Annotated in this window: 28 protein-coding genes and 1 tRNA gene; 24 read left to right on the forward strand and 5 right to left on the reverse strand. The window is 70.9% G+C overall.

What is annotated here, in order from left to right:
• Positions 1 to 66: 66 nt before the first annotated feature.
• The 9 genes from pyrH to fabZ all read left to right on the forward strand — a co-directional run bounded on the left by pyrH (position 67) and on the right by fabZ (position 9,022).
• Positions 67 to 789 carry a UMP kinase gene (pyrH, locus tag LHA26_RS14545; RefSeq protein WP_252166307.1) on the forward strand — a complete coding sequence of 241 codons (723 nt, stop codon included), beginning with the start codon at positions 67 to 69 and terminating at the stop codon, positions 787 to 789.
• A 1-nt stretch (position 790) separates the two neighbouring features.
• The gene (frr, locus tag LHA26_RS14550) at positions 791 to 1,354 is read left to right on the forward strand and encodes a ribosome recycling factor (protein WP_252166308.1); all 564 of its coding nucleotides are present in this window, start codon (positions 791 to 793) and stop codon (positions 1,352 to 1,354) included.
• A 5-nt stretch (positions 1,355 to 1,359) separates the two neighbouring features.
• The gene (locus LHA26_RS14555; protein ID WP_437441260.1) at positions 1,360 to 2,100 is read left to right on the forward strand and encodes an isoprenyl transferase; all 741 of its coding nucleotides are present in this window, start codon (positions 1,360 to 1,362) and stop codon (positions 2,098 to 2,100) included.
• On the forward strand, positions 2,097 to 2,885 hold the full coding sequence (locus LHA26_RS14560; protein ID WP_252166309.1) for a phosphatidate cytidylyltransferase: 789 nt from the start codon (positions 2,097 to 2,099) through the stop codon (positions 2,883 to 2,885). Before LHA26_RS14555 ends, LHA26_RS14560 begins: the two co-directional genes overlap by 4 nt.
• Positions 2,886 to 4,040 carry a 1-deoxy-D-xylulose-5-phosphate reductoisomerase gene (locus LHA26_RS14565; RefSeq protein WP_252166310.1) on the forward strand — a complete coding sequence of 385 codons (1,155 nt, stop codon included), beginning with the start codon at positions 2,886 to 2,888 and terminating at the stop codon, positions 4,038 to 4,040.
• Positions 4,041 to 4,051: 11 nt separating this feature from the next.
• Complete coding sequence (gene rseP, locus LHA26_RS14570) at positions 4,052 to 5,170, forward strand: RIP metalloprotease RseP (RefSeq protein WP_252168406.1); 1,119 nt, start codon at positions 4,052 to 4,054, stop codon at positions 5,168 to 5,170.
• Positions 5,171 to 5,241: 71 nt separating this feature from the next.
• A complete protein-coding gene (bamA, locus tag LHA26_RS14575; protein WP_437441261.1) occupies positions 5,242 to 7,953 on the forward strand; it encodes an outer membrane protein assembly factor BamA in 2,712 nt (903 codons plus the stop codon).
• Positions 7,953 to 8,552, forward strand: a complete 600-nt coding sequence (locus LHA26_RS14580) for an OmpH family outer membrane protein (protein WP_252166311.1) — start codon at positions 7,953 to 7,955, stop codon at positions 8,550 to 8,552. The genes bamA and LHA26_RS14580 overlap by 1 nt, the downstream gene beginning before the upstream one ends.
• Positions 8,549 to 9,022, forward strand: coding sequence for a 3-hydroxyacyl-ACP dehydratase FabZ (gene fabZ, locus LHA26_RS14585; RefSeq protein WP_302898018.1), 474 nt, complete (start codon positions 8,549 to 8,551; stop codon positions 9,020 to 9,022). Before LHA26_RS14580 ends, fabZ begins: the two co-directional genes overlap by 4 nt.
• 10 nt (positions 9,023 to 9,032) lie before the next feature.
• Here the strand turns inward: fabZ and LHA26_RS14590 are convergent, their stop codons facing one another.
• Positions 9,033 to 9,563 carry an NTP transferase domain-containing protein gene (locus LHA26_RS14590; protein ID WP_252166312.1) on the reverse strand — a complete coding sequence of 177 codons (531 nt, stop codon included), beginning with the start codon at positions 9,561 to 9,563 and terminating at the stop codon, positions 9,033 to 9,035.
• Between the two features lie 83 nt (positions 9,564 to 9,646).
• On the opposite strand from LHA26_RS14590, the gene rpmE reads away from it, so the two are divergent.
• Entirely contained in the window at positions 9,647 to 9,877 is a 231-nt protein-coding gene (gene rpmE / locus LHA26_RS14595) for a 50S ribosomal protein L31 (RefSeq protein ID WP_252166313.1), read from the forward strand.
• Positions 9,878 to 9,963: 86 nt separating this feature from the next.
• Here rpmE and LHA26_RS14600 read toward each other — a convergent pair whose 3' ends face one another.
• Complete coding sequence (locus LHA26_RS14600) at positions 9,964 to 10,467, reverse strand: hypothetical protein (RefSeq protein WP_252166314.1); 504 nt, start codon at positions 10,465 to 10,467, stop codon at positions 9,964 to 9,966.
• Between the two features lie 82 nt (positions 10,468 to 10,549).
• Here LHA26_RS14600 and LHA26_RS14605 point away from each other — a divergent pair.
• Positions 10,550 to 10,626, forward strand: a tRNA-Arg gene (locus tag LHA26_RS14605).
• Between the two features lies 1 nt (position 10,627).
• Here the strand turns inward: LHA26_RS14605 and LHA26_RS14610 are convergent.
• Positions 10,628 to 10,915, reverse strand: coding sequence for a hypothetical protein (locus tag LHA26_RS14610; protein ID WP_252166315.1), 288 nt, complete (start codon positions 10,913 to 10,915; stop codon positions 10,628 to 10,630).
• A gap of 224 nt (positions 10,916 to 11,139) precedes the next feature.
• Here LHA26_RS14610 and LHA26_RS14615 point away from each other — a divergent pair, with 224 nt between their 5' ends.
• The 6 genes from LHA26_RS14615 (at position 11,140) to LHA26_RS14645 (ending at position 16,718) form a co-directional block, all read left to right on the forward strand.
• The gene (locus LHA26_RS14615; protein WP_252166316.1) at positions 11,140 to 12,150 is read left to right on the forward strand and encodes a sugar kinase; all 1,011 of its coding nucleotides are present in this window, start codon (positions 11,140 to 11,142) and stop codon (positions 12,148 to 12,150) included.
• Between the two features lie 81 nt (positions 12,151 to 12,231).
• Positions 12,232 to 12,702 (forward strand): carboxymuconolactone decarboxylase family protein, encoded by a 471-nt coding sequence (locus LHA26_RS14620; RefSeq protein WP_252166317.1) that lies wholly within the window; start codon positions 12,232 to 12,234, stop codon positions 12,700 to 12,702.
• Complete coding sequence (locus LHA26_RS14625) at positions 12,699 to 13,568, forward strand: sigma-70 family RNA polymerase sigma factor (RefSeq protein ID WP_252166318.1); 870 nt, start codon at positions 12,699 to 12,701, stop codon at positions 13,566 to 13,568. The genes LHA26_RS14620 and LHA26_RS14625 overlap by 4 nt, the downstream gene beginning before the upstream one ends.
• Before the next feature lie 62 nt (positions 13,569 to 13,630).
• Complete coding sequence (locus LHA26_RS20085; RefSeq protein WP_302898019.1) at positions 13,631 to 14,422, forward strand: FCD domain-containing protein; 792 nt, start codon at positions 13,631 to 13,633, stop codon at positions 14,420 to 14,422.
• The gene (gene uxuA, locus LHA26_RS14640; RefSeq protein ID WP_252166319.1) at positions 14,422 to 15,621 is read left to right on the forward strand and encodes a mannonate dehydratase; all 1,200 of its coding nucleotides are present in this window, start codon (positions 14,422 to 14,424) and stop codon (positions 15,619 to 15,621) included. The genes LHA26_RS20085 and uxuA overlap by 1 nt, the downstream gene beginning before the upstream one ends.
• Positions 15,618 to 16,718, forward strand: coding sequence for a lactonase family protein (locus LHA26_RS14645; protein WP_252166320.1), 1,101 nt, complete (start codon positions 15,618 to 15,620; stop codon positions 16,716 to 16,718). Before uxuA ends, LHA26_RS14645 begins: the two co-directional genes overlap by 4 nt.
• On the opposite strand, the gene LHA26_RS14650 is transcribed toward LHA26_RS14645, so the two are convergent.
• Positions 16,715 to 17,284 carry an alpha-ketoglutarate-dependent dioxygenase AlkB gene (locus tag LHA26_RS14650; protein ID WP_252166321.1) on the reverse strand — a complete coding sequence of 190 codons (570 nt, stop codon included), beginning with the start codon at positions 17,282 to 17,284 and terminating at the stop codon, positions 16,715 to 16,717. The genes LHA26_RS14645 and LHA26_RS14650 overlap by 4 nt on opposite strands.
• Positions 17,281 to 18,531 carry a DUF763 domain-containing protein gene (locus tag LHA26_RS14655; protein ID WP_252166322.1) on the reverse strand — a complete coding sequence of 417 codons (1,251 nt, stop codon included), beginning with the start codon at positions 18,529 to 18,531 and terminating at the stop codon, positions 17,281 to 17,283. The genes LHA26_RS14650 and LHA26_RS14655 overlap by 4 nt, the downstream gene beginning before the upstream one ends.
• A 101-nt stretch (positions 18,532 to 18,632) precedes the next feature.
• Here LHA26_RS14655 and LHA26_RS14660 point away from each other — a divergent pair, with 101 nt between their 5' ends.
• The 7 genes from LHA26_RS14660 (at position 18,633) to LHA26_RS20260 (ending at position 24,950) form a co-directional block, all read left to right on the forward strand.
• The gene (locus tag LHA26_RS14660; protein WP_252166323.1) at positions 18,633 to 19,010 is read left to right on the forward strand and encodes a DUF4174 domain-containing protein; all 378 of its coding nucleotides are present in this window, start codon (positions 18,633 to 18,635) and stop codon (positions 19,008 to 19,010) included.
• A 107-nt stretch (positions 19,011 to 19,117) separates the two neighbouring features.
• The gene (locus LHA26_RS14665) at positions 19,118 to 19,600 is read left to right on the forward strand and encodes a MarR family winged helix-turn-helix transcriptional regulator (protein ID WP_252166324.1); all 483 of its coding nucleotides are present in this window, start codon (positions 19,118 to 19,120) and stop codon (positions 19,598 to 19,600) included.
• Positions 19,597 to 21,027, forward strand: coding sequence for an efflux transporter outer membrane subunit (locus tag LHA26_RS14670; protein ID WP_252166325.1), 1,431 nt, complete (start codon positions 19,597 to 19,599; stop codon positions 21,025 to 21,027). The genes LHA26_RS14665 and LHA26_RS14670 overlap by 4 nt, the downstream gene beginning before the upstream one ends.
• A complete protein-coding gene (locus LHA26_RS14675; protein WP_252166326.1) occupies positions 21,024 to 22,271 on the forward strand; it encodes an HlyD family secretion protein in 1,248 nt (415 codons plus the stop codon). The genes LHA26_RS14670 and LHA26_RS14675 overlap by 4 nt, the downstream gene beginning before the upstream one ends.
• Entirely contained in the window at positions 22,268 to 23,812 is a 1,545-nt protein-coding gene (locus tag LHA26_RS14680) for a DHA2 family efflux MFS transporter permease subunit (protein WP_252166327.1), read from the forward strand. The genes LHA26_RS14675 and LHA26_RS14680 overlap by 4 nt, the downstream gene beginning before the upstream one ends.
• 51 nt (positions 23,813 to 23,863) lie before the next feature.
• Positions 23,864 to 24,367 (forward strand): hypothetical protein, encoded by a 504-nt coding sequence (locus LHA26_RS14685; RefSeq protein ID WP_252166328.1) that lies wholly within the window; start codon positions 23,864 to 23,866, stop codon positions 24,365 to 24,367.
• 385 nt (positions 24,368 to 24,752) lie between these two features.
• On the forward strand, positions 24,753 to 24,950 hold the full coding sequence (locus tag LHA26_RS20260) for a hypothetical protein (protein ID WP_437441221.1): 198 nt from the start codon (positions 24,753 to 24,755) through the stop codon (positions 24,948 to 24,950).
• Positions 24,951 to 24,984: the final 34 nt, after the last annotated feature.

Here is a 24,984-nt window from a genome sequence, read left to right on the forward strand (position 1 = left end):
TGGCGGCGGGGGCATCTCTCTAAGGTCCGCGCCGACCATCCCGATCGACAGGACCCAGCCTCCGCGATGACCCGGCCGCGCTTCGACCGCATCCTCCTCAAATTGTCCGGCGAGGTGCTCATGGGCGCCCGCCAGTTCGGCATCGATCCCGAGACGGTGGATCGTGTCGCCACCGAGATCGCGGCCATTCACGGCGCGGGCTATCAGCTCTGCATCGTCGTGGGCGGCGGCAACATCTTCCGGGGGCTGGCCGGCGCCGCGCGCGGCATCGAGCGCGCCACCGGCGATTATATGGGCATGCTCGCCACGGTGATGAACGCGCTGGCGGTGCAGAGCGCGCTGGAGCGCCAGGGCGTCGTCACCCGCGTCCAGTCCGCCATTCCCATGGCCTCGGTGTGCGAGCCCTTCATCCGCCGGCGCGCCGAGCGGCATCTCGAAAAGGGCCGGGTGGTGATCTTCGCCGCCGGCGTCGGCAGCCCTTTCTTCACCACCGACAGCGGCGCCGCGCTGCGCGCCGCCGAGATGAAGTGCAACGCGCTGTTCAAGGGCACCTCGGTGGACGGCGTCTATGATGCCGATCCGAAGAAGGTGCCCGATGCCAAACGCTATGACGAAGTCAGCTTCAACACGGTGCTGGCACAGGATCTGAAGGTGATGGACGCGAGCGCCGTCGCCCTGTGCCGCGACAATGACATTCCCATCGTCGTCTTCAACATCCGCGAGCAGGGCAATCTGGCCAAGGTGCTGGCGGGCGAGGGCGTGGCGACGATCGTGCGCAACGGAGAGTAAGATGGCAGGACCCGTGTACAACAAGGCCGATCTGGAGCGGCGCATGGCCGGCGCCGTGGAGGCGCTGAAGCATGATCTGCAGGGCCTGCGCACCGGCCGCGCCTCGACCGCGCTGCTCGATCCGATCACGGTCGAGGTCTATGGCGCGCACATGCCGATCAGCCAGGTGGCGACGGTGTCCGCGCCCGAGCCGCGCATGCTATCGGTGCAGGTGTGGGACAAGTCCACGGTCGGCCCGGTCGACAAGGCGATCCGCTCCTCGGGGCTGGGGCTCAACCCCATCGTCGACGGCCAGACGCTGCGCCTGCCCATTCCCGACCTGACCGAGGAGCGCCGCCGCGAGCTTGCCAAGCTGTGCGGCCAATATGCCGAGAAGGCCAAGATCGCGGTTCGCAACGTGCGGCGCGACGGCATGGACAATCTCAAGACCGACGAGAAGAAGAACGGCCTGTCCGAGGACGAGCGCAAGCGCCACGAAGCCGAGGTGCAGAAGCTGACCGACGCCACCATTGTCGAGATCGACACGGCGACGGCGGCGAAGGAGAAGGAAATTCTCGGGAAGTGAGCCTGTTGGGGGGCTTTGCGGCGGCGGCGCCGGAGAGCGGGGGCGCCGCCGGCGTGCCGCGCCACGTGGCCATCATCATGGATGGCAATGGCCGCTGGGCGAAGGCGCGGCGCCTGCCGCGCATCGCCGGCCACCGCAAGGGGGCCGAGGCGGTGCGCGCGACCGTGCGCGCGGCGCATGAGATCGGCATCGAGGCGCTGACGCTCTACGCCTTCTCCTCGGAGAATTGGCGCCGCCCCGCCACCGAGATCGCCGACCTGATGGGGCTGCTGCGCCATTATATCCGCGCCGAGCTGGCCGAACTGGCGCGCAACGGCGTGCGGCTGCGCGTGATCGGCGACTGGCGCAAGCTCGAGCCCGATATCGTGACCATGCTCGACGAGGCGATCACGGGCACCGCCGGCAATGCCGGGCTGACGCTGACGATCGCGCTCAACTATGGCGCGCAGGACGAATTGCTGCGCGTGACGCGCGACCTGATGCGGCAGGCGCGCAGCGGCGCGATCGATCCCGAGGCGCTGACCGAGACCATGATCGAGGATCGGCTGGATACCGCCGGCCTGCCCCGGCTGGACCTGCTGATCCGCACCTCGGGCGAGCAGCGCCTGTCCAACTTCCTGCTCTGGCAGGCGGCCTATGCCGAGCTGGTGTTCACCGACCGGCTCTGGCCCGATTTCGACAAGGCCGCGCTGCTCGATGCCTGCGCCGTGTTCGCACGGCGCGAGCGCCGTTACGGCGGGCTATGACCGGGCCGGGCGCGCCACGCAAAGCTTCCGAACTGGCGCTTCGCACGGCCACGGGCCTCGTTCTCGGGGCGGTCGCGATCGCCGCGATCGTGCTGGGCGGCGATCTCTTCTGGGTGTTGCTGAGCGCGGCGGCGCTGGTGATGCTGACCGAATGGGCGGCGATGATCCGCGTCGAGCGGTGGCGGCGCTGGCTGGCGCTGATCGGCCTCGGCATCGCCCTGCTGCTGGAGCAGCCGCATCTCGAAGTGCCGGTGGTGGCGGCGCTGCCCTGGCTGATCGGCGCGTCGCTGCTGGTCGGGCTGATCACGCGGCGCGCGCGGCTGGCGCTGGGCATGCTCTATGCGGGGCTGCCGGTGCTCGCGCTCTTCTTCCTTCGCGATCAATATGATGGCGTCGCCCTGTCGATCTGGGCGCTGATCGTGGTGATCGCCACCGATATCGGCGCCTATTTCACCGGTCGCGCGATCGGCGGCCCCAAGCTGGCGCCGGCGCTGAGCCCCAACAAAACCTGGGCCGGGCTGATCGGCGGGATCGTGGCGGCCAGCCTTGTCGGCCTCGGACTTGGGCATGTCTTCCATGTCCCGCAGGCCCTTACCGCGTTCAGCGGCGTGCTGGCGATTGCCGCGCAGGCCGGCGACCTTTACGAAAGCGCGATGAAGCGGCGCGCGGGCGTCAAGGATTCGGGCCATGTCCTGCCCGGCCATGGCGGGGTGATGGACCGGCTCGACGGGATGGTGCCCGTCGTCACGATCGTCGCGCTTATCGTCCTGACGGGGATGCTCTGAATGCGAAGTGTAACGATTCTCGGCGCGACCGGCTCGATCGGCACGTCCACGCTGGACCTGATCGAGCGCGCGCCGGACCGGTTCCGGGTCGAGGCGCTGACCGCGCACAGCGATGTCGCGGGGCTGGCGGCGGCGGCGCGGCGGACCGGGGCGCGGATCGCGGTGATCGGCGATGCGGCGCGGCTGCCCGCGCTGCGCGAGGCGCTGGCCGGCAGCGATACCGAGGCGGCGGGCGGCGCCGAGGCGATCGTCGAGGCGGCGGCGCGCGGCGCGGACTGGACCATGGCGGCGATCGTCGGCCTGGCCGGGCTGCGGCCGGTGATGGCGGCGCTCGCGGCGGGCGCGACGGTGGCGCTCGCCAACAAGGAGGCGCTGGTTTCGGCGGGCGAGATCATGATCGCCGCCGCGCGCGATGCGGGCGCCCGGCTGCTCCCGGTCGACTCGGAGCATAATGCCGTCTTCCAATGCTATGAGCCGGATCCGGCGCGGATCGCGCGGATCATCCTGACCGCCAGCGGCGGCCCGTTCCGGCGCGCCTCGCTCGAGGAGATGCGCGGCGTGACGCCCGCCCAGGCGGTGAAGCATCCCAATTGGTCGATGGGCGCCAAGATCTCGGTCGATTCGGCGACGATGATGAACAAGGGGCTCGAGCTGATCGAGGCCTTCCACCTCTTTCCGGTGGGCGCCGACCGGCTCGACGTGCTGGTGCACCCGCAATCGGTGGTCCACTCCATGGTGGAATATGTCGACGGGTCGACCCTGGCCCAGCTCGGCACGCCCGACATGCGCACGCCGATCGCGCACACGCTCGCCTGGCCGCAGCGGATGGAGACGCCGAGCGCGCGGCTCGATCTCGCGGCGATCGGCCGGCTCGAGTTCGAGGCCGCCGACGAGGTGCGCTTCCCGGCGCTGCGGCTGGCGCGCGCCGCGCTGCGCGCGGGCGGGGCGCGTCCGGCGGTGCTCAACGCCGCCAACGAGTCCGCGGTCGCCGCCTTTCTCGCCGGCCGCATCGGCTTCCTCGATATTGCCGCAATCGTGGAGGAGGTTCTGGCCCACTATGAGCCAGATGCGCCGACCTGCCTCGCCGATGTCCTCGCCATCGACGCCGAAGCCCGGCTTCATGCCGAACGTCGCATGGAAAGGGTAACGGCGTGAATGGTTTGGCGATGCTGATCTGGTCGGCGGCCTGTTTTTTGCTGGTCATCGGGCCGCTCGTCTTCATCCACGAGATGGGGCATTATCTGGTCGGCCGCTGGTGCGGGGTGAAGGCGGAGACCTTCTCGATCGGCTTCGGCCGCGAGCTGATCGGCTGGACCGACCGGCTCGGCACGCGCTGGAAAGTGTCGCTGCTGCCGCTGGGCGGCTATGTGAAGTTCGCCGGCGACATGGGGCCGGCCAGCGCGCCTTCGCCCGAATGGCTGGCGCTGCCGGCGGCGGAGCGGGCCCGCACCTTCCAGGCCAAGCGGGTGTGGCAGCGCTTCCTCATCGTGCTGGCCGGGCCGGCCACCAATTTCCTGTTCGCCTATCTGGTGCTGGCCGGCATCCTGCTGGCCTTTGGCGAACCGGTGACGCCGCCCGTGATCGCCACGGTGGTGCCGCATTCGGCCGCCGCCGCCGCCGGACTGAAGCCGGGCGACCGGATCGTGGCGATCGACGGCATGGCGATCCGGCGCTTCGAGGATATTGCGACCTACACGCTGGTGCGGCCCGACACGCCGATGGCGATTCGCATCGAGCGCGATCATCGCCTGCTCAAGGTGGCGGCGCGCACCGGCGCGATGGAGCGCCACGATGAATTCGGCAACAGCGCGCGCACCGGCGTGCTCGGCATCGGCGCCGCCGCCGGCACGGTGCGGCCGGTGCCCGTGGCCGAGGTGCCCGGGCGAGCGAGCGCCTATGTGGGCGACGCGGTGCGCACGACCATCGTCACGCTCCGCCAGATCGTGACGGGCACGCGCTCGGTCAAGGAGATGTCCGGCCCCGTGGGGGTGGCGCGGATCGCGGGCGAGCAGGCGACGCTGGGCTGGTTCGCGCTGATTCTGCTGATGGCGGGGATTTCGATCAATCTGGGGTTCATCAATCTGCTGCCAGTCCCGATGCTCGATGGCGGGCATCTCTTCTTCTATCTGGTGGAGGCGGTGCGGCGGAAGCCGGTGGAGCCGGCGGTGCAGGAATGGGCGTTCCGCTCGGGCCTGGCGCTGCTGCTCGGGCTGATGCTGCTGGTGACGGTGAATGATCTCGGCAGCGCGGGCCTGTGGCAGCGCCTCGCCGGGTTGATAAGCTAGGCCCGATCGGGCAGGGCAACAGACTGTAAGAGAGCGGGACCGGCGGCCTTGCCGCCGCCAAGCGAGGGCGGATTACAAGCGTGGTCATCGAAGGAAAGCACAGCCGGCGCGTGTCCGTGCTGCTGATAGGTACGATCCTCGGCACGGGCCTGGTGATCGCCCCGGCCGAGGCACAACGCCGCAAGCCCAAGGCGGTGCCCGTGCCGACCGCGCCCGTTGAGCCAACCGCCCAGGCGGCCAACCCCGTGGTCGGCGCCGAGGTGATCCGCTCGCTCAAGGTCAGCGGCAATCAGCGGCTCGAGCCCGAGACGGTGCTCTCCTATGTCAAGCTCAAGGTCGGCGATCCCTATACCCGCGACGCCGGCGACCAGGCGCTGAAGGCGCTCTACGCGACCGAGCTGTTCGCCGATGTGCAGATCGTCGACGATGTCGCCAATCCGGGCGCCATCACCATCAAGGTGCGCGAGAACCCGGTCGTCAACCGGATCGTGCTCGAGGGCAATAAGCGCCTGAAGGCGGACAAGATCATGCCCGAGATCAAGCTCTCGGCGCGCGAGATCTTCAGCCGCGCCAAGGTCCGCGCGGACGTGGCGCGGATCATCGAGCTGTATCGGCGCCAGGGGCGCTACGCGGCCACCGTCGATCCCGAGATGGTGCTGCTCGACCAGAACCGCGTCGACGTGGTGTTCGAGATCCACGAGGGCGACAAGTCCAAGGTCCGCGCGATCAACATCATCGGCAACAGCCATTTCTCGGACGGCCAGCTCAAGGGGCAGATGGCCACCAAGGAAGCCTCGCTGCTGCACGTCTTCTCCTCGGGCACGAGCTACGATCCCGATCGCCTCGCCTATGACCAGCAGAAGCTGCGCCAATTCTATCTGACGCAGGGCTATGCCGATTTCCGCGTCGTCTCGGCCGTGGCCGAGCTGACGCCGGACAAGAAGGATTTCGTCATCACCTATGTGGTGGACGAGGGGCAGCGCTACAAGTTCGGCAAGCTCGACGTGCAGAGCGACATCCGCGATCTCAAGCCGGATACGCTGCGCACGCTCATCAAGGTGAAGCCGGGCGACTGGTACAACGCCAAGACGATCGAGGACACGGTCGACACCATGACCGACACGGCGGGCGCCTTCGGCTATGCCTTTGCCGATATCCGTCCGGAGTTCGATCGCAACGCCTCCAAGCTGACCATGGGGGTGACCTTCCATGTCAACGAGGCGCCGCGCGCCTATGTCGAGCGGATCGACATCGCCGGCAACACCCAGACCCAGGACAAGGTGATCCGCCGCGAGTTCCGCCTCGCCGAGGGCGACGCCTTCAACGGCTTCCAGGTGAAGCGCTCGCGCGATCGCATCAAGTCGCTCGGCTTCTTCCAGGAAAAGTTCGAGATCAACCAGAAGCAGGGCTCGGCGCCGGACAAGGTGGTGCTCGAGGCCAATGTCGAGGAAAAGTCGACCGGCCAGCTCCAGGTGTCGGCGGGCTATTCGAGCCTCGAAAAGTTCATCGTCTCGCTCTCGATCGAGCAGGCCAATTTCCGCGGCAAGGGGCAGACGGTGCGCGCCAGCGCGGACTGGTCGACCTATTCCAAGTCGGTGAGCGTGGGCTTCACCGAGCCCTATCTGTTCGACAAGAACCTGGCGCTCGGCTTCGATATCTTCCGCCGCGACTATCGCTCGTTCAACTATACGAGCGACAACACCCGCAACACCACCTACAATCAGGTGAGCACCGGCTTCCAGATCCGCCTCGGCATCCCGCTGACCGAATATTGGACCATGGCGACGCGCTACTCGCTGAGCTATGACCAGGTGTCGCTCGACAAGAACCAGTATTATTCGGACCTCAACGGCGACGGCAAGCTGGAGTGCGATCCCATCATCGCCGGCCAGTATCTCTGCGATTCGATCGGCAACCGCCTCAATTCGTCGGTCGGCTACAGCCTCGCCTATGACACGCTCAACAACCGCATCCTGCCCACGGCGGGCAACCGCTTCGTGTGGAACCAGGATTTCGCGGGCGTGGGCGGCAGCGTGAAATATCTGCGGAGCACCGCCCAGGCCGACAATTACCGCAATCTGGGTGCGGGCTTCGTGCTCAACACCCATCTCGAGGGCGGCTACATCCTCGGCTATGGCGGCAACCGCTACGATACGGCGGGCAATCTGGTCGACAAGATCCGCATCAACGATCGCTTCCAGCTCGGCCAGCCGCAGCTGCGCGGCTTCGACATTCGCGGCATCGGCCCGCGCGTGATCCGCTACGGCGTGAACAGCGACGGCACGATCAACTATGCCAAGAATGCCCGGGTCCAGGAGGATCCGCTGGGTGGCCGCGCTTATTATATGGGCCATCTCGAGATGCAGATCCCGCTCGGTTCGGGCGCGCGCGAGGCCGGCTTCCGGCCCTCGATGTTCGTCGATGCCGGCTCGGTGTTCGGGCTGAAGCGGCCGGTGACCTTCCCGGCCTCGCAGACCAAGAACGGCATCAACCGTCCGGCCAAGGATGCCAACGGCAACACGCTCTATTACGCGGATTCCTCGCTGAACCAAAACAATACGACGACGACGCCGACCAGCTTCGGCATCGTGCAGCAGCAAGTCTATCCGGCGTTCATCGAGCAATATTATGGCGGCACGTGGAAGCCGCGTGTATCGGTGGGTTTCGGCGTTTCGTGGAACTCACCCTTTGGTCCGCTGCGCATCGACATCGCCAAGGCGATCGTCAAGCAGGCGGGCGACGACACCAAGCTCTTCTCCTTCAACGTGGGAACACAGTTCTGATGACCAAGTCGTTCAAATCGGCGCTCTTCATCGCCGCCGCCGTGGTTGCCGCCGGTCCTGCCTTCGCGCAGGTGCTGGTCGTGGACTTCAACCGCGTCTTCCAGGAATCGGCCGCCGCGAAGAGCGGCACGCAGCAGCTGCAGACCAAGTTCAACACCCAGCTGACGCAGCGCCGCACCAGCTTCCAGTCGGCCGCGCAGGCCTATAACAGCCAGCTCGAGAGCGCTCGCAAGGCCGCCAAGCCGAACACACCGCTGCCCGCCGCCACCCAGACGGCGCTGCAGCAGGCCGGCGAGGCCGCGCAGAAGGCGCAGCAGGAGCTGCAGGAGACGCAGGAAGACGTGAACGAGGCGGCCGGCTATGTGCGCCAGCAGATCATCGAGCGCGCCACCCCGCTCGCCGAGCAGATCCGCGCCGAGCGCAAGGCGCAGGTCGTCGTTGCCAAGGAGCAGGTGCTCGCCGCCGATCCGTCGATCGACGTGACCTCGGTGCTGATCCAGCGCCTCGACGCCAGCTTCCCGACGCCGAGCGTCACGCCGCCGCAGCAGGGCGCCGCGCCCGCCGCGACCGGCAACCGCGCCGCGCCCACCGGCCGGTGAGCGCGGGCGACCAGGCCGCCATCGGCCCGCTCGATGTGACGCGGGTGATGGCGGCGCTGCCGCATCGTTATCCCATGCTGCTGGTCGACCGTGTGGAGGAGATCATCCCCCACCGGTCGATCCGCGCCGTCAAGGCGGTGACGATCAACGAGGGCTTTTTCCAGGGCCATTTCCCAGGACGCCCGATCATGCCCGGCGTGCTCATCGTCGAGGCGCTGGCCCAGGCGGCGGGCGTGCTCGCGGTGGAGAGCCTCGGTCTCGCCGGATCGGGCAAGCTCGTCTACTTCATGGCGATCGAGGAGGCCAAGTTCCGCGCGCCGGTGGAGCCGGGCGTGCTGCTGGGCCTGCAGGTGGAGGTCGTGCAGATGCGCGGCAAGATCTGCAAATTCGCGGGCCGCGCGATGATCGGCGAGACGCTCGCCGCCGAGGCGCGCTTCACCGCCATGATCGCCGATCCGCCCGCCGCCTGAGCGGGCGCGATCAGCCTTCGGGCCCGGCCGCGAGCCGGGCGAGATCCTCGGGCCGGTTGATATTGGCGAGCGGGGGCCCGGCCACCAGCCGCGCGCCCGCCGCCATCGCCCAGGCGCGCACCGCGTGGCGCGGTACCGCCTCGAGCCAGGCGGCGAGCGGCTCGGCCTGACGGCTGCGCCAATGGCCGATGGTCGGCTGGTCCGCCAGGATCGCGTCGGGCGGCCCGAGCAGATCGGGCAGCGCGGGGGGCAGGCGCGGCAGATCGCAGCCGCAGCTCAGCACCGTGTCGAAGCCATGCCGGGCCGCGTGCGCGAGCGCGCCGGCCAGGCCGCCCAGCGGCCCGAGCCCGGGGCGGGGAAGATCCTCCACCCGCGTCAGCCCCGGCCAATCGCGCCCCACCACCACCAGCGCGTCGCACCAGCCGCCCAGCGCCAGCGCGACATGATCGAGCAGCGCGCGGCCGCCGAGCCGCGCCGCCGCCTTGTCGCCGCCGAAGCGCGACGCGGCGCCCCCTGCCAGGATCGCACCCAGCCGTCTCATGGCTTGCCCCACGCGGCGGCTTGCGATAACGGCGGCGCTTCGCTTCGCCGGTCGGAAACCGGCATCATCCAGGAGCAGCGACCGTGAAGAAGAATGTCCATCCCGACTACCACATGATCAAGGTCCAGATGACCGACGGCACCGTGTACGAGACCCGCTCCACCTGGGGCAAGGAAGGCGACACGCTGCTGCTCGACATCGATCCGCTCGCCCACCCGGCCTGGACCGGCGGGCGCGGCCAGATGCTCGACGCGGGTGGTCAGGTCGCGCGCTTCAACAAGCGCTTCGGCAGCATCAATCTCGGCAAGAAGTAAGCGTCCGGGGGCGGTACGCCGTCCCGGCCATGCTTCGGCGCAAGGGGCGCTTCGGACGATGGTCCGGAGCGCCCTTTCGCATGGGCTCAGGAATTGGCGGGCGCGAGCGCGATGAGGCTGCGCGCCTCCTCGGCGTCAAGCGCCTGCACCGAAGCGAGCGCGCGCTGCGCGGCCGCGGCGAGCCCGCTATCCGCCTCCACCTCGGGCCCCTGCGCGGCGGCCTGGGTGGCGGTGAGCGCCTCCACCATGGGCCCGCGCAGCGCCTGGAGGCGGGACAGCGCCTGCTGCGCCGCCGACCAGGCATCGCTGCCGATCGCCGCGCGGCGGCCGGCGGCGAGCACGGGCGCGCTTTCCGCCACCGCCGCCTTGAACTGATCGGAGAGAGTGCGCGCCCGGGCGAGCAGCGGGGCGTAGCGCGCATCGGCCTCCCTTTGGGGCGTGGCGGGCGCGGCGGGCTTGGCGGCGGGCTCGGCCAGAGACACCGATTCGACCGCGCGCGGCGCCAGCGACGGATAGCCGGGGCCGGCCATGCAGCCGCTGGCGAGGAGGCAGACCAGGGCGAAACGGGGCGGGCGCGCGGCGTTTTCCATGGCCTCGCTCTAGGAGTGCGAGAAACTTGTCGCAATGGGGTTGCGCTCCCCGAAAGACCCCACTAGAGACCCCCTCCACAGCGCGCCCGTAGCTCAGCTGGATAGAGCATCAGACTACGAATCTGAGGGTCGGACGTTCGAATCGTTCCGGGCGCGCCAATCACTTCCAGGGCCGATCCAGGCCGGGCCGAATGGTCCATGCCGCCGCCGCTTGTCGCGCGCGCGGCGGCCGCGCCGAGGCGCTTGCCCGAAAAGCCAGATCGCGCGCGATCCTCCTTTGGATGCGGCGGTCGCGCGCATGCTGGCGGAGCGCGGCGCGGGACCAGAGCGCCGCCGGCAGCCATCCCAGCAGCGTCGCCTGCAGCATCAGACAGGCGCAGCCCGATATGGGCCGTTCGATCAGGAAGAATCGCCGCCATGGCACGATGAGGGCCAGGAACCGGCGCATGTCGACACCCTTGGGCTGCGCGTGGAGATGCGGGCGACGATGCGGGCCCCGCGTTTCGCCGGCGTAAACACGGCGCTCCGGGATTCACCGGCACCCGCCGGCCGCCGCGCGGTGGCGGACGGCTTGCGATCGGCGCGGCAAATCAGCACTGTACCCCGGCTGACCCCGCCGATAGGGCGGGGCGCGATGGCCGGCCGGCAGCGGGCCCGGAGGAAGGGACGCGGATGGGCGGATCGATTTTGTGCTTCGGCGAGATCATGCTGCGCCTGTCGCCGCCGGGTCGCGAGCTGCTGCTGCAAACCCCCAAGCTCGACGTCTGGGTCGCCGGCGCCGAGGCCAATGTCGCGACCCAGCTGGCACGGCTCGGCCATGACGTGCGCATGGCGAGCCGCGTTCCGGACAATGATCTGGGGCGGAGCGCGCTGACGGTGCTGCGCGGCCATGGCGTCGACATTTCGGGCATCGCCTGCGCGGGCGAGCGGATGGGGCTCTATTTCGTCACCGCCGGCGCCGGCCTGCGCGCCACCGAAGTCGTTTATGATCGCGCGCATTCGGCCTTTGCCGAGGCGCCGCCGGCGGCGTGGGACTGGCCGGCGCTGCTGGCGGGCGTGGACCGGCTGCACCTCTCGGGCATCACGCCGGCGCTGGGGCCGGGGCCGGCGGCGGTCGCGCTGGCGGCGGTGGAGGCGGCCGCCGCGCGCGGCGTGCCGATCTCGTTCGACGGCAATTTCCGCGCCAAGCTCTGGGCGCGCTGGGATGGCGACCCGCGCAGCATCCTGGGCCGGCTGGTGGCCGAGGCGGATCTGCTGTTCGGCAATCACCGCGATATCGCGCTGCTGCTCGACCGCCCCTTTGCGGGATCGGGCGAGGCGCGCCGCCGCGCCGCCGCCGAAGCCGCCTTCCAGGCCTTTCCCAAGCTTCAGATGATCGCGTCGACCGCGCGGCATGTCGAGCATGTCGATCTCAACCGGCTTTCGGCCCGGGTCGATACGCGCGACGCCGTGGCCGAGACGGAAGAGGTGGTGCTGGCGGGCATTGTCGACCGGATCGGCGGCGGCGACGCCTTTTGCGCGGGCGTGCTCCACGCGCTCCGCACCGGCGGCGATCCCGCCCGCGCGGCGGCGACGGGGCTGGCGCTGGCGGCGCTCAAACATTCGCTGCCGGGCGATGCCTCGCTGTTCCGCCAGGCCGATATCGACGCCTATCTCGCCGGCGGGCTCGACGTGCGGCGCTGAGCGCGGGAAAAATCCCGCGGGGCGATGTCACAGCGGCGCGCGCCGCCTCGTCTTGGTGTCGACCAACACGAGGAGACGACCATGACCGCGACGCTCGACCCCTATGCCGCCGCGCCCCAGCTGATGAAGAGCTGGACGGCGGCGGCGATCACCATCGGCGCCAGCCTCGAGCCCGAGCTGATCGAGCTGGTGAAGATCCGCGCCTCGCAGATCAATGCCTGCGCCAATTGCCTCAACATGCACACCGCCGAGGCGCGGGCCAAGGGCGAGACCGAGCAGCGCCTCTATCTGCTCTCGGCGTGGCGCGAGGCCCCCTGCTATACGGATCGCGAGCGGGCGGCGCTGGGCTGGACCGAGACGCTGACCCGGCTCGCCGATCAGCCCGAGATCGGCCCGGCGCGCGCGGCCCTGGCCTTTCTCTTCAGCGCGGAGGAGCAGGTGGCGCTCACGCTGATGATCAACATCATCAATGGCTGGAACCGGCTGGCGGTGGGCTTCGGCATGTGGATGGAGCCGCGCGTGCCGGCGGCGCCGGCGACGGTGGCGGCGTGAGCGGCGCGGGCGCGGCGGCGGCGCTGGAGCCGCTGCGCCCGGCCTTGCAGCGGCTCGCCTATCGCATGCTCGGCTCGATCGCCGATGCGGAGGATATCGTTCAGGAGGCATTTCTGCGCTGGCTGCGCGCCGCGCGCGACGAGGTGCGCGTGCCCGAGGCGTTTCTGCGTCGCACCGTGACGCGCCTGTGCCTCGATCAGCTCAAATCGGCGCGGCACCGGCGCGAGACCTATATCGGCCCCTGGCTTCCCGAGCCGCTGCTGGAGGCCGAGGCGGCGGTCGGCCTGTCCGGAGCCGGCGACGACTTGACCCTGCCGCTGATGCTGGCGCTGGAGCGGCTCTCGCCGCTGGAGCGCGCGGCCTTTCTGCTCCACGACGTGTTCGGCGCGGGCTTTGACGAGATCGCCGCCACGCTCGACCGCGATGCCGCCGCCTGCCGCCAACTCGCGGCGCGGGCGCGGGGCCATGTCCGCGCCGCGCGGCCGCGCTTCCCCGTGGCGGAGAGCGAGGCGATGGCGATCGCCCAGGCCTTCTTCGCCGCCTCGCGCAGCGGCGATCGCGCCGCCCTGGCGGCGCTGCTCGCCGCGCAGGTGGCGATGCACGCGGACGGCGGCGGCAAGCGGTCGGCGGCCGCGCGGCCGATCCTGGGCGCGCGCCAGGTGCTCCAGATCCACAAGGCGCTCGGCGTGTTCTGGCGCAAGCGGGGATCGACGCTGCTGCGCTGGTGCCGGATCGACGGCCTGCCCGGCTTCGTCACCCGCGAGGCGGACGGCGTGGTGCAGACCACCGCGCTCGCGATCGAGGCGGGGCGGATCACCGCCATCTATGTGGTGCGCAACCCCGACAAGCTGCGCCATCTCGGCTGACCAGTCGCGCCGGCGTAACGAAGAGGTTGACCATGGGGCGACTCTGTCCCTAGCCTCGGCGCATGAACGAGACGGGAGAGGGGTCGCGGTCCTACTGGCGGCTGGCGACACAGCTCGCCCGCCGAATCCGCGATGGCGAATTCGCCGCGCTCGGGCGGCTGCCTTCGGAGCGCGAGCTGGCCGATCGCCATGGCGTGAGCCGCCCGACGGTGCGCGACGCGCTGATCATGCTCGAGGTGCAGGGGCTGATCGAGGTGCGCCACGGTTCGGGCGCGCACATCCTCGGCGCCTTCCCGGCGAGCGATCCCGGCGAGACCGAGGCCGAGCCGGCCGGCCCGTTCGCGCTGCTGGAGGCGCGGCAATGGGTGGAGGCGCAGGTGGCGCGGTGCGCCGCGCTCGCCGCCACCGACGCGGATCGCGCCGCCATCGTCGAGCTTGCCCAGGCCTATCGCGCCGCCGCGCACGATTCCGGCCGGGAGGCGCTGGACGCGCGCTTCCACCAGGCGATCGCGCGCGCGACGCACAATGACGAGCTGGCGCTGCTGGTGGAGCAGCTGTGGCGCCGCAAGAGCCGCAACCCGATGTGGCGCCGCCTCAGCCGCCGCCCGCGCGACACCCGCTACCGGGCGCGCTGGGAGGAGGATCATGACGCGGTGGTGGCGGCGCTGCTGCGGCGCGACGCCGAAGGCGCCTATGTGGCGATGTGGAGCCATATCGAGCATGTCAAGGCGCTGCTGGCGGAGGAGGAGGGCGCGAATACGCCGATCGCCCGCCGTCCCGCGCCCGCGCCCGGCCCCGATGACGCCGCCGCCGGCGCCATCGCCCTCCGCCCCCCGGGGCTGAAAGGATCCTGATGTCGATCGCCTATCCGCTCGAGCAGACGATGCGCTGGTTCGGCCCGGACGACCCCGTGTCGCTCGCCGATATCCGCCAGGCGGGCGCCACCGGCGTGGTGACGGCGCTGCATCATATCCCCAATGGCGCGGTGTGGCCCGTGGCCGAGATCGCGGCGCGCCGCGCGATGATCGAGGCGGCGGGGCTGCGCTGGTCGGTGGTGGAAAGCCTGCCGGTGCATGAGGCGATCAAGCAGGGGGGCGCCGACCGCGACGCCGCGCTCGCCCGCTATCGCGAGAGCCTGGTCAACCTCGCCGCGTGCGGGCTGCGGACCATCACCTATAATTTCATGCCGCTGCTCGACTGGACGCGCACCGACCTCGCCTATGAACTGCCCGACGGGGCACGCGCGCTGCGTTTCGAGCCGGTCGCGCTCGCCGCCTATGACATCCATGTGCTGGGCCGGCCCGGGGCGGCTTCGGACTATGCGCCCGCGATCGTGGCGGCGGCGGCGGCGCGGTTCGCGGCGATGGACGAGGCCGCCCGCACCCGGCTGGAGCGCACCATCATCGCCGGCCTGCCGGGCAGCGAGGAAAGCTTCGGCTCGGCCGACTTCCTGGCCGCGATCGGCGGCTATGCCGCGATCGACGCGGACGCGCTGCGCCGCAACCTGATCCTGTTCCTCGAAGCGGTCTGCCCGACCGCCGAGGCGCAGGGGATGCGGCTGGTGATCCATCCCGACGATCCGCCCTTCGCGCTGTTCGGCCTGCCGCGCATCGTCAGCACCGCCGCCGATCTCGCTGCGCTGTTCGAGGCAGTGCCGAGCCCGGCCAATGGCCTGTGCTTCTGCGTGGGCTCGCTCGGCGTGCGCGCGGACAATGATCTGCCCGCCATGATCCGGCAGTTCGGGTCGCGCATCCACTTTCTTCATCTGCGCAACACCAAACGCGACGCGGAAGGCAATTTCCACGAGGCCGCGCATCTCGCCGGCGATGCCGACATGGTCGAGGTGATGCGCGCGATCCGCGCGGTGGCGCGGTCCGAGCGCCGCGCCATCCCGATGCGCCCCGATCATGGCCATCAGATGCTGGACGATCTCCACAAGTCGCGCAGCAATCCGGGCTATACCGCGATCGGGCGGCTGCGCGGGCTGGCGGAGCTGCGCGGGCTGGAACTGGGCATAGCGGCGCTGGAGCCGCGCGAGGAGGCGCTGGCATGATGCGGATCGATCGACGCGGGCTGATCGCGGGCGTCTGCGCGCTGCCTGCGGCGCGGCTCGCCGCCGCCGCCGGGCCGGCGCGCCCGGCGCTGATCGCCGGCACCTATGCGCGCGAGGGCGGGGCGGGGCTGGTGACGCTGCTGCCGGGCGCCGAGGGCTGGCGCGCCGGGCCGGCGGCGCCGATTCCGGATGCCTCGTTCGGCGTCTATAGCCGCCGCTTCCGCCGCTGGTACCTGCTCGACGAGCAGAGCGCGGGCACGGTGACCGCCTATGACGCGGGCTGGGCGGCGCGGGGCCGCCAGTCGACGGGGGGCGCCGATCCCTGCCACGCCACGCTCGACGCGGGCGAGACCTGCCTCGCCATCGCCAATTACAGCAGCGGCAGCGTCGCGCTGGTGCCGCTCGATCCGCGCACCGGCGCGCCGCTGCCGGCGCAGATTGTGGCGCATCATGGCCATGGCCCCGATGCCGATCGCCAGAAGGGGCCGCACGCGCATTGGGTGGGGTTCAGCCCCGATGGCGCCTGGCTCCATGCCGTCGATCTCGGCGCCGACGCGATCTTCGCCCATCGCTATGACGCGGCCGCGCGGCGGCTCGGGCCGGGGCGGATCGCCTATCAGGCGCCGCCGGGCAGCGGACCGCGCCACCTCGCCCGGCATCCGCATCAGCCGCGCGCCTATCTGGTGAGCGAGCTTGCCAATAGCGTGACCGAGCTGGCCGTGACGCCTGCGGGCGGGTTCACCGCCGTGGCGCGCCATTCGACGCTGCCGGCGGGCTTTGCCGGCCACAGCCAGGCGGCGCATATCCGGCTCGATGCCCGGGCGCGCCGCCTCTATGTGTCGAACCGGGGGCATGACAGCATCGCCGTCTTCGCGGTGGACGCGGCGGGCGGCCTGCGGCTGGTCCAGCACATCGCCAGCGGCGGCCAATGGCCGCGCTTCTTCCTGCTGCTGGAGGCGCAGCAGGCGATGCTGGTGGCGAACGAGCATTCGGGCTCCCTGGCGGTGCTGCGCGTCGCGCCGGACGGAGGGCTCGCCGATAGCGGCACGCGGATCGCGCTGCTGGGCACGGTGTTCCTCGCGCCGCTGGCGGGCTAGCGGCCGCCCGCCAGGCTGCGGAAGGTGATCGACCAGCGCGGCGCCGCGAGCGGGGCGATGCTGTGTTCCCACAGGCCGCGCGCCTCGCCCGAAAGCGCATAGCCGCCGCGCGGCGGCAGCGGCACCGTCACGCGCTCGAAGCCGCGCTCGGTGCGGCGGCGGAAGCGCATCGCCGCCGCCGCGCCCAGCGACACGCCGACGACGCGATCGAAGACCGGCCGGTCGCGATGCCAGCCGATGCCGGCGCCGGGATCGTAGCGGATCACCAAGGCCTGTTCGAGCGCGGCGGCGGGCAGGCCGGCGAGCGCGGCGGCGCGCGCCCGCACGGGCAGCAGCCATTCGGGCAGCGGCGCCGCCTCGGCCACGGTGCCGCGCGCGAAATCATAGTGCCAGCCAAGGGAGCGGGTGAGGCGCAGCCCCTCCCATTGCTGGAAGCGGAAGGGGGTGAGGCCGCTCGCGTCGATCGCGGCGATCAGCGCGGCCTCCTCGGCGGCATCGATGAGGTCCGCGCGCTCGGCGAGGCCGGGCAGGGGCGGCACGTCGAACAAGGGCAGGCCCGCGCTCATGCCGCGCCCGCGCCCGCCGGCGCGCGGGCCGGGCCGAACACGGTGCGGCCGCCATAATCGGGCGAGCGCCGGCGTTCCTCGGCGATCAGCGCGGCGACGCCGGGGCCGCGCGCGGCCGCCTCGAGGCGGCGCGCCTCGCCATCCAGCCGGCGCAGCGCGGCGAGCCGATCCTCCCGTCCCAGCCGCGCGCGCGCGACCGCCTCGCTCATCACCGTGATCGTGCGATCATAGACGCGGAGCGGAACCGGAAAGGGATGGCCGTCCTTGCCGCCATGCGCGAAGGCGAAGCGGGCGGGATCGCTGAACCGGCATGGGGCGCCGTGGATCACCTCGGCGACCAGCGCCAGCGCGCGCACCGTGCGCGCGCCGATTCCGGGCACCAGCAGAAGATCGGCGAAATCCTTCGGCCCACAGGCGGCGGCCGCCGCGAGAGCGCCGTGGAGGCGCCGCGCGACCACATGCTCCGGGCCGATCGCATGCGCGTCGGGCAGAAGGAGGTGGGGCAGCACCGGCTCGGCCTTGGGCGGGGGCGGCGGCGCGGCGGTGACGCGCGCGATCTCGCGCACCAGCCGGTCGGGCGCCATTTCCGTCACCAAAGCGAGCTGGCCCGCGCGCGCCGAGGCGGCGCGGCGATCGGCGAGATTGACGATCCGCCCCTGATCGCGCCCCGCGATCGCGGCATGCGGGGCGTCGGTGAAATCCTCCAGCCCCTCGCTCAGCCAATGATAGCGCCGCGCCTGGCGGCGGGCATCGCTCATGCCCTGCTGCACGACCACCCAACGACCGTCATCGGCGATGATGAAGCCGTGGAGATAGAGGGTGAAACCGTCCTGCACGGCGGCACTATCGACCTTGGCGACGAGCCGGCTGGCGCGCCCCAGCGCGGCGCCGTCGAGCCCGGTGCGCTCGCCGACGCGGAGCAGCTCGTCCGGCGTCGCGCGGCTGTGCCGGCCGCGCCCGCCGCAGACGGTGAGCCCCAGCTCGGCCGCGCGCGGGGCTAGGCCGCGCTTGAGCGCGCCGAGCACGCTGGTGGTGATTCCCGAGCTGTGCCAATCCATTCCCATCACCGCGCCGAAGCTCTGGAACCAGAATGGATGCGAGAGCCGGCGCAGAAACTCGTCGCGGCCATATTCGAGCAGGATCGCCTCGGTGAGGATGGTGCCGAGCCGGGTCATGCGTTCGCCCAGCCAGGCGGGAACGCGGCCGCCGTGCAGCGGCAGATCGGCGCGGCCGGCGGCGCGGCTCATGCGGGGCCGGACATCGGGTGCACAGCCGGCAGGATAGCGGAATCCGAACAGAATGGGAACGGGGTTGCGCGTGCGGCGTTGCGCCGGCGAGGAGAATGGCCATGCCGCGCCTGTCGCCATCGCTGCTGCTGCTGCCGCTGATCCTGGCCGGCCTGCTCGCCACGTCGCCCGCGCGGGCCGCCAATCTGCGCGCGCGGCCGCGCCTGCTGATCGTCTCCGTCGCCGCCGCCGACGATCCGCGCCTCGCCCGACAGCGCGCGATCATGGCGGCGTGGCGCGACGGCGCGGCGGAGCGGGATCTGCGGCTGGTGGTGCTGGTCGGCGGGCGGGGCCGCCATCCGGTGCCGCGCGGAGGCTTCGCGGTGCGGCTGCTCGGCAAGGACGGGCATGTCGCGCTACGCAGCGACGCGCCGCTCGACGCCGATCGGCTCGCGCGCGTCATCGACGCCATGCCGATGCGCCGGGCCGGGCTGCGCTGAAGCGGTTGCATCCGCGGCATCTTTTTCGTCGTTCTCCGCAACCGTTTCATCTTGCATTTAGCTTCGATCGATGTATCTGACTGTGCAGATACTGCGGAGGCTGAGACATGGCGGTGATGACGCCGGAAGATTGTGCCACAAGCCGCGCGCCCGGCCGGCTCATCCGCCGCATCAACAAGGTGATGACGGGGCTGGTGGCGATGCGGTTCGAGGATCGCGATCTCAGCTTTGAGCAGTGGATCGCGCTCAAGACGACGCATGAGGGCATGGTCGGCAACGCCGGCGAACTGGCCCGCGAGCTGGACATCACCAGCGGCGCGACCACCCGGATGATCGATGGGCTGGAAGCGCGCGGGCTGATGCGTCGCGTCCGCGATGGCGGCGATCGCCGCGTCGTGCAGCTGGTGGTGACCGAGGCCGGCGCCGAGGCGGTGCAGGCGCTCTACCCGCGCGTGGTGGGCATGTGGAACGAGGTACTGGCCGGGTTCAGCGAGGCGGAGGTCCATGATCTCTCGGCCGCTTTGGTCAAGCTGCTCGATGCCGCGCTGGGCATCGCGGCACAGGCGGAGTCGCGGGAGGCGGCGGAATGACACGGCTTACTTCGCTGGCGGCGCTGGTGCCGCTGCTGCTCGCGGGCTGCGCGTCGGTGCCGAAGGTGGCGCCCCAGCTCGCCCCCGTGCGGGCCGAGGCGCTCGGCCTTTCCGGCCGCACCGCCGCGATCGATCCGCGCTGGTGGACGGCCTTTGGCGATCCGCAGCTTGATTCGCTGATCGATCAAGCGCTTGCCGGCAATCCAAACCTGGAGGAGGCGCTCGCGCGGGTGCGCATCGCCGAGGCGCAGGTGGAAGGGCAGGGCGCGGCGCTGCGGCCGCAGATCAACGGCTCGGGCCAGATCTCGCGCGCCCATATCGCCGATCGCCTGCTGCCGCCGCCAATCGGTGGCAGCACCGCCAATCTCGGCCTCGCCTACGCCAATTTCGGTTGGGATCTTGATCTGTTCGGCCGCCAGCATGCGGCGATCCGGCAGGCGGCGGCTTCGGCCGAGGCGGCGCGGCTCGACGCGGATGCGACGCGGCTGACGCTCTCCGTCTCGATCGCGCGCACCTATGTCGGGCTCGCCCGCGCCGAGCGGCAGATCGAGGTCGCGCAGGCTTTCGTCAAGACGCGCCAGGATGCGCTGCGCTTCATCCAGTCCCGCCGCCGCAACCAGCTGGCGAGCGATTTCAACCTGCGTCAGGCCGAGACGCTGGTCGCCGAGGCGGAGCAGGCGCAGACGCGCGCGGTGGAGCAGCGCGACCTGCTGGTGCATGCGCTGGCGGCGCTGACCGGACGCGGCGCGGACGCCTATGCGCAGATCAGGCGGCCGACGCTGTCGCTGGACACGGTGCCCGGCGTGCCGGCCGATCTGCCCGCCGATCTGCTTGGCCGGCGCCCCGATCTGCTCGCCGGGCGCGCGCGCATCGCGGCGGCGGAGCAGGGGCGGGCCGAGGCCAAGGCCGCCTTCCTGCCCGATGTCAGCCTCTCGGCGCTGGCCGGCCTGACGGCGGTGGGCCTGAGCCATTTCTTCACCGCCGGCGCCGGCACCTGGAGCGGCGGCGCGGCGGTGTCCTTGCCCATCTTCCAGGGCGGCCGGCTACGCGCCAATTACAGGGGCGCCACCGCCGATCTCGACCGCGCCATCGCCAGCTATGACGATGCCGTGCTCGGCGCGGTGCGCGAGGCGGCCGATGCGCTGACGGCGGTCGGCGCCGGCGATGCCGATCTCGCCCAGCAGGCGCGCGTGGTACACGGGCTGCGCGAGACGGTGCGGCTCGACCAGGTGCGGACCCGCACCGGCCTGGGCTCGCAGCTCGATGCGATCGACTCCGGCTTCCGCCTGCTCGAGGCGGAGCAGACACTGGTCGATCTCCAGGCAGAAACCCTCACCCGCCGAATTCAGCTCATCGCCGCCCTTGGCGGCGGTTTCGACCCCCAAGGGCCGCGCGCCGCGGCCCGTGCGACGGACCCGCGCTCATGACCGACAGCAGCACCCGGATGGACCGCGACGAGGATATCGCCGCCGAAGCGCGGATCGAGGAGGATCTGGCGCGGCCGGACACACGCCCCCCGGCGGCGCCCCCGCCCGCGCGCGGCAAGCCGCGTGGCCGGCGGATCGGCTTTCTGCTGCTCGGCGCGGTCGTACTGCTCGCCGCGATCGCCTATCTCGTGCTGCGGCTCACCGCGCCGCCGGCCGAGGAGACGGACGATGCCTATGTCGGCGGCGACGCCGTCACCATCACCGCGCGCGATGGCGGCACGGTGCTCGGCCTTCATGCCGACAATACGCAGCAGGTGACGCGCGGCCAGCCGCTGATCGATTTGGATCCGGCCTCGCTCAACGCCGCGCGCGACGCGGCCGAGGCGGCGCTGGGCCGCGCCGTGCGCGCGGTGCGGTCCAACAGCGCGCAGGTCGACGAGGCCGGCGCCGAGATCGTCTCGGCGCGCGCCGATCTCGCCCGCGCCCGCGACGATTTCAACCGCCGCAAGGCCGCCGCCGCCGATGGCGCGATTTCGGGCGAGGAGCTGAGCCACGCCCGCGACGCGGTGACCACCGCCGAGGCGGCGCTCAACCTGGCCAATGCCCGCCGCGCGCAGGCGGCGAGTACGGTGCAGGGCACGAGCGTCTACGACAATCCGCAGGTGCTCGCGGCGATCGCCGAGGTGCGCCAGGCGGCGATCAACTCGAGCCATGCGCATATCGTCGCGCCCGTCTCGGGCGTGGTGGCGCAGCGCACGGTGCAGCTGGGCCAGCGGGTCGCGCCCGGCACGCCGCTGATGGCGGTGGTGCCGATGGACAGCCTGTGGGTGGACGCCAATTTCCGCGAGACCCAGCTCCAGCATCTGCGCGTCGGCCAGCCGGCCGAGATCACCGCCGATGTCTATGGCGGCGCCTATCGCTTCCATGGCCGCGTGGTCGGCCTCGGCGCGGGCAGCGGCAGCGCCTTCTCGCTGCTGCCGCCGCAAAACGCCTCGGGCAACTGGATCAAGATCGTGCAGCGCGTGCCGGTGCGGATCGCGCTCGACCCGGCCGAGCTGCGCGCGCACCCGCTGCGTATCGGTCTCTCGGTCAACGTCACCGTCAGCACCGCCGACCGCTCCGGCCCCTTCGTGGCGGGCGCGCGGCCGCCGGCGGGCGGCATGCAGCAGAGCCTGACGGGGGGCCCCGAGGTGGAGGCGCGCATCCGGCGCATCATCGCCGAGAATATGGGCCAGGGCCGGTGAGCGCCCCCGGCGGTGCGGCGACGCCGGCGCCGCTGGCCGGCCTGGCGCTGGCGGTGACGAGCCTGGCGCTTGCGCTCGGCACCTTCATGCAGGTGCTGGACGGCTCGATCGCCAACGTCTCCTTGCCGACCATCGCCGGCAATCTCGGCGTGTCGACCGACAATGGCACCTGGGTGATCACCAGCTTCGCCTGCGCCAACGGCGTCACCGTGCCGCTCACCGGCTGGCTGATGGCGCGGTTCGGCGTGGTGCGGACCTTCACCGTCTCGGTGATCGCCTTCACCATCACCTCCTTCCTGTGCGGCATCGCCTGGAGCCTGCCGTCGCTGATCCTGTTCCGGCTGCTGCAGGGCGCGGTGTCGGGGCCGATGATCCCCGGCAGCCAGGCGCTGCTGCTCGGCATCTTTCCGCCGCACAAGCGCGGCACGGCGCTGTCGATCTGGTCGATGACGACACTCGTCGCGCCGGTGATGGGGCCGGTGCTGGGCGGCTATATCTCCGACAATTACCACTGGGGCTGGATCTTCCTCATCAACGTGCCGGTCGGCCTCGCCGCCGGCTTCGTCACCTGGCGCTCGCTCAAGAATCGCGAGACGCCGACGATGCGGCTGCCGATCGACACGGTCGGCCTGATCCTGCTCGCCTTCTGGGTCTTCTGCCTCCAGACCATGCTCGACCTCGGCAAGGACCGCGACTGGTTCCATAGCGGGCTGATCGTGGTGCTCACGCTGTGCGCGGTGATCGGCTTCATCGCCTGGGTGATCTGGGAATTGACCGACGGCCAGCCGGCGGTGGATCTCACCTTGTTCGCGCAGCGCAATTTCGGGCTCGGCGTGCTCGCGCTCTGCCTCGGCTATGCGCTGCTCTTCGCCAATAATCTGCTGCTGCCTTTGTGGCTGCAGGAGCAGATGGGCTATACCGCGACCTGGGCGGGGCTGGTGGCGGCGCCCAGCGGCGCGGTGGCGGTGTTGCTCACCCCCTTTGTCGGCCGGCTGAAGATTGATGCGCGCTGGCTGGCGAGCACGGCCTTCGCGGCCTTCGCGCTCTCCTTCTTCCTGCGCTCGCGCTACACGCCCGATGCCAGCTTCTGGACGCTCGCCTTCCCGCTGGCGCTGCAGGGCGTGGCGATGAGCATGTTCTTCGTGCCGCTCATCACCATTTCCTTCGACGGCATTGCCGGGCCCAAAGTGCCCTCGGCCAGCGGCATCTCCAACTTCGCGCGGATCACCGCGGGCAGCTTCGCGGCCTCGCTGATCACCACCTATTGGGATCGCCGCGAGGCGCTCCACCAGAGCCGTCTGGTGGAGGGCAGCACCAGCTTCTCGCCCATCTATCGCGAGACGGTGGGCCGGCTGGAATCGATCGGCATGAGCCCGCTCCAGGCGGCCGGGGCGGTGATGCGCCAGGCGGTCAACCAGGCCTATCTGCTCTCCTCGCTGGAGCTGTTCTGGTTCTGCGGCTGGGCGGCGGTGTTCATGCTGCCGGTGGTGTGGATCTGCCGAAGGCCGACCCCGAGCGGCCATGTCGTCGCGGCCGACTGAGCCCGGCCCAAGTCAGGCGCGGTTCAGGCCGGCCGCGCCAGTCGTGGCGGCATGAAGGCACCGCGACCGGGATCGGCTTGGCGCGGCGGCCGCGCGACGCGGCGCGCCGCCGGCGGCCTTCCGCCCATGGGCCAGGGGCTGGTGGTGATCGCCGCGCTGGCGCTGATCGCGCTGCTCTCGGCGCTGGCGATCGGCTCCTATCTGCTCTCGCTCCATGTCGCGGCCGCGCGCGACAAGGCGCTCGCGCTGGACCAGCGCATCGCCCGCGCCGGCCGCGAGGTGGCGGTGCTGCGCCGCGATCTGGCGATCCGCGGCCGTTATGTGGAGCTGGAGCGCTGGGGCGACCGGCTCGGCCTCGCCCCCGCCGATGCCCGCCACTATGCCGCCGATCGCGGCGGCCTGCTCCACGCCGCCGCCGCGCTCGCCGCCGAGCGCGAGGCGCGCGATCCCTGCGGCGTGGGCGTGGATTGCGCGGTGGCAGGCGGCGGCCGGCGCAGCAGCTACACGCCGCGCGCGCGCCAGGCGCTGGATTCGCTGATCGACAAGATCGGCTGACGCACGCGGCGCGACTCCGCCGGGGCGATCGGGTGCTGTTGAAGAGATATCGGCCTGCGAGACCTGCGCAGCTAAAACACTCAATTATAATGGTATCTGCATATCAGTCAGTCTGGCCGCTTTAGCAAAGACCTGCGCAATTTGGCCTGTTTCCATCGAAAACTGCGCACCTGGGTTTCGCTTGTCCACGCCCCAAGGAGTCTTGCCCACTCCCGCGCACGCTCGGCGGGGGGCGAAGTCGACTAGGCGGCGTGGACAAAATCAGGATGCCTGCTGCTCAAGGGACGTGCACCGACTGGACCTCAAGTCGCGCCTCTGGCGCGTCCCGCAATCGGGCGTGGAGGGTTAGACCCGGCGGTGGAGCGAAGCCGGGGTTTGGGAGATCGTGGCGGTGACGCTGGCCGAGATCATGGCGGACACCGGCCACTACAGCATCGACAGCCCCACGGTCCGCGCCCGCGTCTCGGCAGCGGGCGGGAAAGGAGGGCTCGTCGACGCGCTCTTGGCCGCTCGTGGGGCGGGGTCACCAGTAAGCTTCATCGCCTGGCTGACGGCCCCGGACGACCGCTCGCCTTCCACCTGACCGGCGGAGAGGCGGCAGACTGCAAGGCGTATGA

Origin of the sequence: Sphingomonas morindae (assembly GCF_023822065.1) — a bacterium.
GTDB classification, from domain to species: domain Bacteria; phylum Pseudomonadota; class Alphaproteobacteria; order Sphingomonadales; family Sphingomonadaceae; genus Solisphingomonas; species Solisphingomonas morindae.